The organism is Achromobacter sp. 2789STDY5608621 (genome assembly GCF_001299375.1).
Lineage (GTDB): Bacteria > Pseudomonadota > Gammaproteobacteria > Burkholderiales > Burkholderiaceae_B > Achromobacter > Achromobacter insuavis.
Genome location: NZ_CYTU01000017.1, coordinates 42582 through 54764 on the forward strand (window position 1 = coordinate 42582; position 12183 = coordinate 54764).

Below are 12183 nucleotides of genomic sequence, written 5' to 3' on the forward strand. Positions count from 1 at the left end.
TTCATCATTCGACGGCGAACCGCAGTGCCAGCGCACAAGCGGGAGGAACCAGGGCCAGCGCCGCCAGCAGCGCGGCGCCGAGCAGCAGGAACGGCGTTGCGGGGACCTGGCCCGCCGCGCACGCCGTGACCGATCCGGCGCCGAAGATCAGCACCGGCGCGAACAGGGGCAGCAGCAGCAGGGCCTGCAGCACGCCGCCGCCGCGCAGTCCCAATGTCAGCGCGGCGCCGAGGGCGCCCAGCAGCGCCAGTACCGGCGTTCCCAGCGCGAACGATATCGACAGGGTCCAGCGGGAACACTGACTCAGGTCAAACAGCAGGCCCATGGCCGGCGCCATCAGCACCAAAGGCAGACCGGTTCCGATCCAGTGCGCGAGGATCTTGGCCAGCACCCATAGCGCGGCGGGCTCGGGCGACAGCAGCCATTGTTCGAGCGCGCCGTCGGCGTGGTCCTGCGCGAACAGCCGGTGTTGCGACAACAAGGCCGACAGCAGGGCGGCGACCCACAGTATCCCGGGCGCCATCGCCCGCAGGCGCGCGGCGTCGGCGCCCACGGCCAGGGGAAACAGGCAGGCGACCAGCACGAAAAAAAGCAGGGAGACGACGAGGTCGGCCCGCGCCCGGCAGGCGAGCAGCAGGTCTCGCCGCAGAACGGCGAAGAAGGGGGTGGACCACAGCGATGCGGCGGACCGGGACGCGGCGGTTGCGGGCGCGGCCTGGGAGGCGGGCTGGGCGGACGGCTTCATGCCGTGCCTCCGGCCAGGTCGAGCACGCGCGGCGCGCGCTCGAGCGGCACGTCCTGGTGGGTGGTCAGGACGACCCGTCCGCCGTCATCGCAATGACGCGTCAGGAGGCGCGCAAGGTGCGCCACGGTGGCGGCGTCGAGCGCGGTGAAGGGTTCATCCAGCAACCACAGTGCACGCGCCGGATGCAGCAGCAGCCGCGCCAGCACGGCGCGCCGCCGCTGGCCTTGCGACAGGACGCCCACGGGCAGGTCGAGCCCGGCTTCCAGGCCCATCCGGCAGAGCGCGTCCCGACAGGCCGCCGCCGTCGCGGGCAGGGCCTGGGCCTGGCAGAGCAGGCGCAGGTTTTCCAGCGGCGTCAGCAGGTCGTTGAGCGCATCGGCATGGCCGAGGTAGAGCAGATGCTGGCGGAAGCCGGCGCCCAGGCGCTGGATGTCCGTGCCGCGCCACCACACCGCGCCGCTATCCGCGCGGGCCAGGCCGCACAGGGTGCGCAGCAGGCTGGTCTTGCCATGGCCGTTGGGCGCGACCACGCGCAGCATCTGCCCGGCCCGCAATTGGAACGACAGGGGCGGGAACAGCAGGCGGTCCCCTTTCGAACAGGTGAGATCGCGTGCTTCAAGCATGGCCGGCGCCCATCCAGATATTCATGTAAACAACCCCCGCTTGGCCAAGGTGGCGCGACGCCGACAACGGAGTGGGATATTAAATAATCCGCGCCGCCGGTTTGCCCCGTTCAGGCCGTTTTTCGACTTTGTCGGACTGATTTACCTGTAGGCAAAAATGCCCGCGGTTCGCGCGAATTCAACTGCTGGCGGGTGGCCGATTCGGATCGGTCCGAGTTGTTCCGCTGAGGCCGTGTTGCGGGGTCGACGATTGACCGAGATCAACATGAATGTCGCACCGTCGCGTCAAATAAAAAAAGGCGACGGTCTGGCCACAGGCCGCGCTGGTTGTAGCGGTCCCGCGTCGTGCAAGCGCACGGCGCGCGGCCGGTCGTAGATGAAATTTGCAAAGTCGTATCCAGTGAAAAACAAATCAAAGCATCAAACCGGCATGGCCGCGGAGTGGGCGAAATTCCTGTCGCTGGCCTTCGTCGCATGTCCCGTCGTGGCCTTCCTGATGATCTGCGTGTTTGGATTCATCGTGTGGTTCGGACAGATTCTGTTTTGGGGCCCGCCGGCCTGAAAACGAAATCCGAGAAACCAGCCGGTTGGGCCTACACATGAAAAATCGCTTCAAGGCAGTCAAGACTGCAATTCACTGGGTGCTCGCGTTGTTGCTGCGCCCCTCCACCAGAATCGGACTGGGCGTCCTGGTCATCGGTGGATTCATCGGCGGCGTGACGTTCCTCGCGCTGTTCAATACCAGCATGAACGCCACCAATTCTGAGGCCTTCTGTATCTCGTGCCACTCGATGAGCGACACGGTGCTGCCCGAGCTGAAGCAGACGGTGCACTGGAAGAACCGCTCGGGGGTGCGCGCCCATTGTCCCGATTGCCACGTGCCGCACGACTTCACGTCCAAGGTGGCGCGCAAGATGCAGGCTTCGCGCGAGGTGCTGGGGCATCTGATGGGAACCATCGGCACGCCCGAGAAATTCAAGGAGCACCGCATCGTGCTCGCCACGCGCGAGTGGGCCCGCTTCAAGGCCAACAACTCCAAGGAATGCCGCAACTGCCATGACTACGCCAGCATGGACTTCGACAAGATGCGCGTGACGTCGCAGACCATCATGCATGGCGCGGCGGAACGCAACGCCAGCTGCGTCGACTGCCACAAGGGCATCGCGCACCACCTGCCCGAGGTCAAGTCGCAGGGCAATCCGGCGCTGGCGGCGCTCACATCCGAGGCCCGCGGCGCGGCCATCGAGACCGGCAAGCGCTATTACAGCGTCATGCCCCAGCCGCTCTACGCGGACCCGGAACTGACGCGGGAGATCGGCGCCATCGAGATCGCCACCGACGCCAAGGTGCTGCAGAAAAAGAACGACGCGGTGCAGGTCGAGCTGCAGCTCTGGCGGAAGAACAAGGGGTATGCGCGCGTGTTGTACGGCCGCTTCGGCCTGAACATCACCAGCGCCGTGCTGGCCAAGGAGGTCTCGCGGGACGATGACCTGATCCACGTGCTCGAGACCCAGGTCGACAAGGTCACCGGCCTGGAGTGGCAGAAGATTTCCGCCACGGTCTGGCTGCGCGGCGGCGGGCTGGTCGACAACGTCGAGCCGATCTGGGGCGTGGCCCGGCAGAGCTATTCGCAAAGCTGCAGCGTGTGCCATCGCCAGCCGAACGAGGCTTCGCACGACGCCAACCAATGGCCCGGGCTGTTTGGCGGCATGGTCGGATTCACCAACATGGACGACCCGACCGCGAAGCTGGTCCTGAAGTATCTGCAATTGCATTCCTCTGATTTCGTTGTAAAGGACGGTGTGGCCTCGGCCCACTGAGATAGTCATGAAGATTTCCCGTCGCCGGTTCATGGGCGGTATCGCCGCTTCGCTGGGTTCTTTCGCCATCCCGCCGCTGTTGCGCAATGGCAATGTGGTGCGCGCCGCGCAGGGGGGCTCGGGCGATGCCGGCCCCGGGCGCTGGCGATTTTCCGGCGCCCACTGGGGCGCCTTCCGGGCGCGCGTCGTGGCCGGCCGCGTGGTCGAAATCAAGCCGTTCGAGTTCGACAAGCACCCGACGCCGATCCTCGATGGCACGCTCGACGTGCTGTACAGCGCCTCGCGGGTGCGCTATCCCATGGTGCGGCTGGACTGGTACCGCAAGCGCGGCCAGTCCGGCGGCCTGCGCGGCGACAACCGCTTCATCCGGGTGGGGTGGGACGAGGCGCTGGACCTGGTCTATAGCGAGGTCGAGCGGGTCCAGAAGGACTACGGACCGTGGGCGCTGCACGTGGGCAACGTGGGCTGGCGTTCGGTGGGGCTGATGCACAGCTGCGGCAACCATATGCTGCGGGCCATGGGGATGCACAGCTACAGCGTGGGGACGGCGGGCGATTACTCGACCGGCGCCGGGCAGACCATATTGCCTTACGTGCTGGGGTCGACCGAGGTGTATTCGCAGGGCACGTCCTGGGACATCATCCTCAAGGAAACCCAGGTACTGGTTTTCTGGGCGAGCGATCCGATCAAGAACCTGCAGGTGGGTTGGAACACCGAGACGCACGAGGCCTACGCGTACTTCGAGCAGTTGAAGCAGAAGGTGGCCAACAACGAGATCCAGGTGATCTGCGTCGATCCGGTGAAAAGCAAGACGCGCAATTACCTGGAGTGCGAGCAGCAGTACGTCAACCCGCTGACGGACGTGGCCTTCATGCTGGGTATCGCCCATACGCTGTGGAAGGAAGGTCTGCACGACAAGAAGTTCCTCGAGACCTATGCGGTGGGCTTCGACGAATTCACCGCCTACCTGGATGGCAAGACCGAGGACAAGATCGAAAGAACGCCGGAATGGGCCGAGTCCATCTGCGGCGTGCCGGCGGCGCGGATACGCGAACTGGCGCGCCTGATGGCGGCCCATCGCACCCAGCTGATGTTCGGCTGGGCGATACAGCGCCAGCAGCATGGCGAGCAACCCTACTGGATGGGCGCCATCCTGGCGGCGATGCTGGGCCAGATCGGCCTGCCCGGCGGCGGCATCAGCTTTTCGCATCACTACAGTTCGGTGGGCGTGTCGTCCTCCGGCGCGTCGATGCCTGGCGCCTTTCCCCTGAATCTGGATACCGGGCGCACGCCCCGCCACGAGAACAGCGACTACCAGGGATACAGCGCCGTCGTGCCGGTGTCCCGCGTCATCGACGCACTGCTGGAGCCGGGCAAGGAAATCAACTTCAACGGGCACAAGGTGAAACTGCCGCCGTACAAGGTGGCCCTGTTCTCGGGGTGCAACCAGTGGCACCGGCAGCAGGACCGCAACCGGATGAAGGCGGCCTACCAGAAGCTCGAGACGGTGGTGGCCATCGACTACAACTGGACCGCCACCTGCCGTTTCGCCGATATCGTGCTGCCGGCCTGCACGCCGTACGAGCGCAATGACATCGACGCGTATGGCTCATATTCGAACCGCGGCGTGATCGCCATGCACAAGCTGGTCGATCCGCTGTATCACTCGCGCTCGGATTTCGACATCTGGACGGACTTCTGCAAGCGCATGCAGCGCGACGTCGAATACACCCGCAACATGAGCGAGATGCAGTGGGTCGAATCGCTGTACGAAGACTGCCGCAAGGAAAACGCCGGCAAGGGGTATGCGATGCCGCCGTTCGCCGAATTCTGGGAGACAGGCTATGTGCTGTTCCCCGAAGGCCAGCCCTGGGTGCGGCACGCCGATTTCCGCGAGGACCCGGAGGTCAACGCGCTGGGCACGCCGTCCGGGTTCATCGAGATCTACAGCCGCAAGATCGCGGGATTTGGTTACCGCGACTGCAAGGGGCATCCGGTCTGGATGGAAAAGGCCGAGCGTTCCCACAACGGGCCGCATTCGGACAAGTATCCGCTCTGGCTGCAATCGGCGCACCCGGATACCCGCCTGCATTCGCAGACCTGCGAATCGCCGACGCGACGCGCGACCTACACGATCCAGGGGCGCGAGCCGGTCTACCTCAGCCCCGAGGATGCCAAGCGGCGCGGCATCAGGCACGGAGACCTGGTGCGCGTCTTCAACGGCCGGGGCCAGTTGCTGGCGGGGGCGTCCATTTCCGCCAACTTCCCGCCGGGCGTCGTCCGCATCCAGGAAGGGGCCTGGTACGGGCCCACCGGCCCCGAGATCGGCGCGCTGGATACCTACGGGGATCCCAACACGCTGACGCTGGACATCGGCACCTCCGAACTGGCGCAGGCGCCGAGCGCCAATACCTGCCTGGTGGAAATCGAGCTGTTCCAGGGAGCCGCGCCCGCGGTGACTGCGTTCGGCGGCCCCATCGAGGTGGACATCGGCGGCAAGGTCCTGGCGGGGCATTGACGCAATCGCCGGGCCGCCATCCGCGCGCGTGCCCGGCCGGCACCCGGTTTTCCTGGAGCATCAATTGGATAACGCTCGTATCGATCTGGATTGGGCCGCGATCTCCCATGCGCGGTCGCAAATCTATGGCTGGTTTTCGACGGTCTTCGCCAAGGAGCTGGGCCGTGAAGCCATGGCGCTTTACCTGGCGGGCGGCGTCGAGCCGCTGCTGTCCGTCTTTTCGAACCTGGGGCTGGCGCGGGAGGCCGAGGCGGTGGACGGCGTCCTGCGGGAGTGGGCGCAACACGGTGATGCCTTGCTGGAGAACGCCGCCGACTTTGCCGCGCTGTTCCTGCTGGAAGGGCGGCATTGCCCGATCCCCTATGCCTCGTACTACCTGGGCGACGGGGGGCTGCTCTATGGCAAGCCGGCGCAGTTGATGCGGTCGTTCCTGGCGTCCAGTCAGTTGCGCCTCGATGAACAGTTCAAGGAACCGGAAGACCACCTGTCCGTCATCCTGGCGTTGCTGTCGTGGTGGACCAAGGCGTGCGACCGCGCCGCGGACATCACGGCGCAGGCGCGCGATCAGGCGGCATTCATCGAATCCGCCCTGACGTCCTGGCTGGCGGCCTGGCAGGCCCGGATGGACGCGGTCGATGGCCTGGCCTTCCGTTTCTACCCGGCCGTGGGCGCCTTGCTGGCCGCCTTCGTGCGCGTGGACCTGGAATGCCTGAACACCTTCCGCTGAGCCTGACGCGGCGCATGCTGCGCGCGGCGCGGCCGTCGCGCCGCGTGGCCATCGTGCTCGTGGCCGGCGCGTTGACCTGCTATGGCGCGGTGCAGTTCTGGTCATCCCGCGACCCGGCCGTCGCCTTCCGTGAAAGCGGCGACGTCGCCCAGCTCATCGCCGCGGTCACTCGCCTGGAGCAACGCACCGCCCAGGCGCCGCAGGACTACGCCGCCCAGCGGCTGCTCGCGCACGGCTATCGCGCCATGGGCCGCCATGCCGACGCCGTCCACGCCTTCGGCAAGGCGTGGCCCCTGGTGCAGGACGACCCCGACGAACTGGCCCTGTTCGCCGCCACCCTCGCCATTTACCGAGGCGGCTTTTCCGGCAAGCCCGATGAGCTCCTGCAGCGCGCCCTGGCGGCCGACCCGTCCCACGCCAACGCCCTGATGCTCAAGGGCGCCTCGGCCTACGAGCGAGGCGACTTCGGACTTGCCCGGCGCACCTGGGAGCGCGTCCTGACCCAGGGCGGCCTGGACGACGAGGACCTTGAATGGGTCCGCGCGCAGATCGCCCGCCTCCCGGACCCGATGGGCACGACCGCGCAGGCTAAGACAATTCCTAAATAAACCCGTCCCCCATTGACCCGTATCAACTCTCTATATAACCAAAAGCGATAAGTTAATGCCACAACAACACAATTCGCGGAGAAGTCTGTGCCTCACCCCCCACCCGAAGTCCCCCTCCCGGGCAAACGCGGTTTCCTGAAGAACCTGCTCGGCCTGAGCGCCGCCGCCACCATCATCCCCATCCGTGCCGAAGCCGGCACCGGCATCAACCAGCAACCCCCTCGTCGTCCCGGCATCCCCGGCAAGCGCTACGGCATGCTCGTCGACCTGCGCAAATGCATCGGCTGCCAGTCCTGTACGGTCAGCTGTTCGCTCGAGAACCTGCCGCCGGTCGGCCAGTTCCGCACCACCGTCCTGCAATACGAAGTCCAGCCCGACAGCGGCAGCCCCTGCGCCATGGTGATGCTGCCGCGCCTGTGCAACCACTGCGACAACCCGCCCTGCGTGCCGGTCTGTCCGGTGCAGGCCACGTTCCAGCGCGAGGACGGCATCGTGCTGGTCGACAACCAGCGCTGCGTCGGCTGCGGCTATTGCGTGCAGGCCTGTCCGTATGACGCCCGCTTCATCAACCACGACACCCAGACCGCCGACAAGTGCACCTTCTGCGAGCACCGGCTCGAAGCCGGCCTGCTGCCGGCCTGCGTCGAAAGCTGCGTGGGCGGCGCCCGCGTCATCGGCGACCTGAACGATCCCGACAGCGCCATCTCGCAACGGCTGGCCGAGCACCGCGCCGACATCAAGGTGCTCAAGCCCGAGATGAAGACCGATCCGCACGTCTATTACATCGGCCTGCCCGATGCCTTCGTGCACCAGATCGACGGCCAGGCCGGCGTGCGGCTGGCCGGTGGTCATTGAGAAGGGGAGCGCCATGCAGATCACTGAATTGCTGACGCCGGTCTACGACGCCGCCTGGCTGCCGTGGGCCGTGCAGTATTTTTTCCTTATCGGCATCGCCGCGACCGCGGCGTTGACCGCCGCCGGCGCCGCCTTTGGCGAGGCCGGCTCGTCGGCGCGCCGCCTGCTGCCGGCCGCGGTCACCGTGTTGCTGGTGTGCGCCATCGCGGCGCCCGTGTCGCTGCTGGCCGACCTGCACCAGCCGGGCCGGTTCTGGCATTTCTATACCCGGCTGACGCCGTGGTCGTGGATGTGGCTGGGGGCGTTGCTGCTGCCGGTCTTCACCGGACTGGCGGTGCTGTTCTGCGCCGCCTGGTGGTGGGGGCGCATGGTCTGGGTGCGGCTGCTGGGCATCGCGCTGGCGCTGTCGGCGGTGTCGATCCTGGTCTACACCGGCGCCGAGGTGATGGTGCTGCGGGCGCGGCCGCTGTGGCACACGCCGTTCCTGCCGCTGAATTTCGCGCTGACCGCGTGGCTGGGGGCGCTGGGGGCGATGTTCCTGGTGGCGCGCTGGCTGCCGGGCGGCCTGAAGGCGCTGCCGGTCGAGCTGCTGCGCCGCCTGAGCGTGACGGCGGTGGTGATGATGCTGATCGGCGCGGGCGCCTGGGTGCTGCTGGGCCTGCTCGGCCAGGACCCCTCGTTTGATGCCGCGTTGCGCCTGTTCGGCGAATTCCCGGTATGGCGCGCCAGCCTGGCCGGCGCCGTGGCCACCGGGTTCTGCATGATCGCGCTGCTGCAACGCGCGCCGCGCGCGCTGGCGGCGCCGCTGCCGTCGGCGGCGCTGGCGCTGACCATGCTGGCCGCCGCCTGGATCTTCCGCTGGGTGGTGTTCATGAGCGTGCAGGGCGTGCCCAAGTATGGCGCCGGCCTGTACCTGTACGACATGCCCTGGGGCAGCGACGGCCTGCTCGGCATGATCGGCGTGCTGGGCCTGTGCGCCGCGCTGGTCGCCGCCGTGACCTACGCGCTGGAACTGTTCCCGGCCCGCACCCGCGGCCTGGCCGCCTGAGGGCGCCGGCCCGACACGAATTCGCATCGAGATGACCATGGACAAGCGACACCAAGACGACAAGCCCGACGCCCACGCGGACGGACCCGATCAACCCGACAACGCCGCGCGCCGCAAGCTGATCGCGCGCGGCGGTGTGGTCGCCGGCGGCATGGCCGCGTTCGCGGCCGGCTATGGCGAGACCGTCGCCAAGGCCGTGAAAGGCCTGGCGCAGGGCACGGCCGGCGTGCCCACCGCGCACGCCGTGCGCGGCAATTCGCTGACGCCGGAATTCCGCATCGATCCGGTCAGCGGGCTGCTGTCGGCCCAGCCGGGCCAGACCGTCAGCCCTTCCAGCTGCCTGGGCTGCTGGACCCAGTGCGGCGTGCGCCTGCGCGTCGATACCGCGGCCAACCGCATCCTGCGGGTGGCCGGCAACCCGTACCACCCGCTGGCCACCACGCGGCCGGCGGCGATGGAGACGCCGGTGCGCGAGACCTACGCGCAACTGGGCGGCGACAACGGCCTGGAAGGGCGCGCCACGTCCTGTGCGCGCGGCTCGGCCATGCTGGAGCAGATGCACAGTCCGTACCGCGTGCTGCAGCCGCTCAAGCGCGTCGGCGGCCGGGGCGAAGGCAAGTGGCAGACGATTTCGTTCGAGCAGCTGGTGCAGGAGGTGTGCGAGGGCGGCGACCTGTTCGGCGAGGGCCACGTGGACGGCCTGCGCGCGATCTTCGACCGCGACACGCCGCTGGACCCGGCCAACCCGGAGTACGGCGCCAAGGTCAACCAGTTCCTGTTCACCGATGCGTCCAACGAAGGCCGCACGCCGCTGATCCAGCGCTTTGCCGGCCAGTCGTTCGGCACCGTCAACTTCAGCAACCACGGCTCGTACTGCGGCCAGAGCTTCCGCGTCGGCGCGGGCGCGGCGCTGGGCGATCTGAAGGGCATGCCGCACGGCAAGCCGGATTGGGACAACGCCCGCTTCGGCCTGTTCATCGGCGCGGCGCCGGCGCAGGCCGGCAACCCGTTCCAGCGCCAGGCGCGCCAGCTGGCCGAGGCCCGCACCCGGCCGGAGGAAACCGGCTTCACCTATGTGGTGGTGTCGCCGATGCTGCCGGCCTCGTCCAGTCTGTCGGCGGGCTCGGGCAATGAGTGGGTGCCGGTCAATCCCGCCAGCGACCTGGCGTTGGCGATGGGGCTGATCCGCTGGATCCTGGACAACGAGCGCTTCGATGCGCGGGCGCTGGCGCAGCCGGGGCCCGCGGCTATGACGGCGGCGGGCGAGGCCGCGTGGACCAATGCCACGCACCTGGTGATCGCCGAACCCGGCCATCCGCGCCTGGGCAGCTTCCTGCGCGGCGCCGACCTGGGTTGGGCCAGGCCGGCCGATGCCGGCGAGAAATGGGAAGACGTGTACGTGGTGCGGCGAGAGGACGGCACGCTGGCGCCGCATACCGGCGCGCTGCCGGCCACGCTGTTCGTGGACGAGGCGGTCGCGGCGCCGGGCCTGGCGGGCGCGCCGGCCGCGCTGCGGGTATGCAGCGCGCTGGCGCTGCTGCGCGATGAAGCGCGGCGCAAGTCGCCGGCGGAATACGCCGCGCTGTGCGGCGTGCCGGCGGCCAAGATCGCCGAGCTGGCCGAACGTTTCACCAGCCACGGCAAGCGCGCCGTGGCGGATGCGCACGGCGGCACCATGAGCGGGGCGGGCTTCTACACCGCGTATGCCATCGCCATGCTCAACACGCTGGTGGGCAACCTCAACGTCGAGGGCGGCCTGGTGCTGGACGCCGGCCCGTTCCCGCCGTATGGCGCGGGGCCGCGCTACAACATCGCGGGCTTCGCCAACCGCGCCACGCCCAAGGGCGTGGGCCTGTCGCGCAACCGTTTCCCGTACGAGAAATCGAGCGAGTTCAAGCGCAAGCAGGCCGCCGGCCAGCCGGTTTATCCGGCCGCGGCGCCCTGGTATCCGGCCACCGGCGGGCTGAGTTCCGAGATGCTGGCGTCGGCGCTGGCGGGCTATCCGTACCGCGCCAAGGTCTGGTTCAACCACATGAGCAACCCGGTCTACGGCATCGCCGGGCTGAAGAACGTGCTGCTGGACAAGCTGAAGGATCCGAAGCTCCTGCCGCTGTCGGTGTCGATCAATCCGTTCATCAACGAGACCAACGCGCTGGCCGACTACATCGTGCCCGACACCGTCACCTATGAAAGCTGGGGCGTGTCGGCGCCGTGGGCCGACGTGGTGGCCAAGGCGTCGACGGTGCGCTGGCCGGCGGTCGAGCCGCGCGTGGCGCGCAGCGCCGACGGCGCGCCGGTGTGCCTGGAGTCGTTCCTGATCGCCTGCGCCAAGCGCATCGGCATGCCGGGCTTCGGCGCCAACGCCATCGCCGACCAGGATGGCAACCGCTATCCGCTGGACACGGCCGAGGACTTCTTCCTGCGCGGCATCGCCAACATCGCCTTCGGCGCGGGGCGGCCGGTGCCCGAGGCCAGCGATGACGACCTGGAACTGACCGGCGTGGCGCGCTATCGCGATACGCTGCAAGGCAAGCTCAAGCCCGAGGAATGGCGGCGCGTGGCCATGGTGATGAGCCGGGGCGGACGCTTCGACCGCATGCCGGATGCCTGGAACGATGCCGGCCAGACGCGTCAGGCCTGGGCCAAGCCGCTGCAGGTCTGGAGCGAGGAACTGGCGGGCTTTCGCCACGCGATGACGGGCGAGCGCTATAGCGGCTGCCCGACCTGGTACCCGGCGCGGCTGGCCGACGGGCGCGACGTGCGCCAGCAGTATCCGCGGGCGGACTGGCCGTTCCTCTTGAGTTCGTTCAAGTCCAACCTGATGAGCTCGATGTCGATCGGGGTAGACCGGCTGCGCCAGGTGCATCCGCACAACCCGGTGTCGATCAACCGCCAGGACGGCGAACGGATGGGCTTGCGCAATGGCGACCGGGTGCGCATCGTCACGCCGGGCGGGGCGGTGACCGGCCTGGCGTTGCTGCGCGACGGCATCCAGCCGGGGGCGGTCGGCATCGAGCACGGTTACGGCCATACCGAGCTGGGCGCGCGCGCCCATCTGGTGGATGGTCAGCCGATGCCGCACGATCCGGCGCTGGCGGCGGGCGTGAACCTGAACGACCTGGGGTTCGGCGATGCGACGCGCGGCGAACATGCCAACGTCTGGATCGACTGGGTCTCGGGCGCGGCGGTGCGGCAGGGGTTGCCGGCGCGCATCGAGCGGGCCTGAGGCTGCGTCGCGG

General features: G+C 68.1%; 10 protein-coding genes. 8 read left to right on the top strand and 2 right to left on the bottom strand.

Annotated features, from left to right (window positions below; translation table 11 throughout):
- Positions 1-4 precede the first annotated feature (4 nt).
- Positions 5-745 carry a heme exporter protein CcmB gene (gene ccmB / locus AOZ53_RS17330; protein WP_082380440.1) on the bottom strand — a complete coding sequence of 247 codons (741 nt, stop codon included), beginning with the start codon at positions 743-745 and terminating at the stop codon, positions 5-7.
- Positions 742-1368 (bottom strand): cytochrome c biogenesis heme-transporting ATPase CcmA, encoded by a 627-nt coding sequence (gene ccmA / locus AOZ53_RS17335; protein WP_054432213.1) that lies wholly within the window; start codon positions 1366-1368, stop codon positions 742-744. The genes ccmB and ccmA overlap by 4 nt, the downstream gene beginning before the upstream one ends.
- A 400-nt stretch (positions 1369-1768) precedes the next feature.
- On the opposite strand from ccmA, the gene AOZ53_RS17340 reads away from it, so the two are divergent.
- The 8 genes from AOZ53_RS17340 (at position 1769) to AOZ53_RS17375 (ending at position 12170) form a co-directional block, all read left to right on the top strand.
- Positions 1769-1930 carry a hypothetical protein gene (locus AOZ53_RS17340; protein WP_156333429.1) on the top strand — a complete coding sequence of 54 codons (162 nt, stop codon included), beginning with the start codon at positions 1769-1771 and terminating at the stop codon, positions 1928-1930.
- A 37-nt stretch (positions 1931-1967) separates the two neighbouring features.
- A complete protein-coding gene (torC, locus tag AOZ53_RS17345) occupies positions 1968-3188 on the top strand; it encodes a pentaheme c-type cytochrome TorC (protein WP_054488686.1) in 1221 nt (406 codons plus the stop codon).
- Between the two features lie 7 nt (positions 3189-3195).
- Positions 3196-5706, top strand: a complete 2511-nt coding sequence (torA, locus tag AOZ53_RS17350; RefSeq protein ID WP_054488688.1) for a trimethylamine-N-oxide reductase TorA — start codon at positions 3196-3198, stop codon at positions 5704-5706.
- 64 nt (positions 5707-5770) lie between these two features.
- On the top strand, positions 5771-6433 hold the full coding sequence (gene torD / locus AOZ53_RS17355) for a molecular chaperone TorD (RefSeq protein WP_231689903.1): 663 nt from the start codon (positions 5771-5773) through the stop codon (positions 6431-6433).
- A complete protein-coding gene (locus AOZ53_RS17360) occupies positions 6412-7041 on the top strand; it encodes a tetratricopeptide repeat protein (RefSeq protein ID WP_156333421.1) in 630 nt (209 codons plus the stop codon). Before torD ends, AOZ53_RS17360 begins: the two co-directional genes overlap by 22 nt.
- Positions 7042-7128: 87 nt before the next feature.
- Positions 7129-7896, top strand: a complete 768-nt coding sequence (gene dsrO / locus AOZ53_RS17365) for a sulfate reduction electron transfer complex DsrMKJOP subunit DsrO (RefSeq protein ID WP_054475915.1) — start codon at positions 7129-7131, stop codon at positions 7894-7896.
- Between the two features lie 13 nt (positions 7897-7909).
- Positions 7910-8944 carry an NrfD/PsrC family molybdoenzyme membrane anchor subunit gene (nrfD, locus tag AOZ53_RS17370; protein ID WP_054488691.1) on the top strand — a complete coding sequence of 345 codons (1035 nt, stop codon included), beginning with the start codon at positions 7910-7912 and terminating at the stop codon, positions 8942-8944.
- Between the two features lie 37 nt (positions 8945-8981).
- Positions 8982-12170, top strand: a complete 3189-nt coding sequence (locus AOZ53_RS17375; protein WP_156333422.1) for a tetrathionate reductase subunit A — start codon at positions 8982-8984, stop codon at positions 12168-12170.
- Positions 12171-12183 lie beyond the last annotated feature (13 nt).

Coding starts and splice junctions, on each gene's coding strand:
- torC (WP_054488686.1), top strand. CDS start 1,968: ATGAAAAATCGCTTCAAGGCAGTCAAGACTGCAATTCACTGGGTGCTC.
- torA (WP_054488688.1), top strand. CDS start 3,196: ATGAAGATTTCCCGTCGCCGGTTCATGGGCGGTATCGCCGCTTCGCTG.
- AOZ53_RS17375 (WP_156333422.1), top strand. CDS start 8,982: ATGGACAAGCGACACCAAGACGACAAGCCCGACGCCCACGCGGACGGA.
- ccmB (WP_082380440.1), bottom strand. CDS start 745: ATGAAGCCGTCCGCCCAGCCCGCCTCCCAGGCCGCGCCCGCAACCGCC.
- nrfD (WP_054488691.1), top strand. CDS start 7,910: ATGCAGATCACTGAATTGCTGACGCCGGTCTACGACGCCGCCTGGCTG.
- ccmA (WP_054432213.1), bottom strand. CDS start 1,368: ATGCTTGAAGCACGCGATCTCACCTGTTCGAAAGGGGACCGCCTGCTG.
- AOZ53_RS17360 (WP_156333421.1), top strand. CDS start 6,412: ATGCCTGAACACCTTCCGCTGAGCCTGACGCGGCGCATGCTGCGCGCG.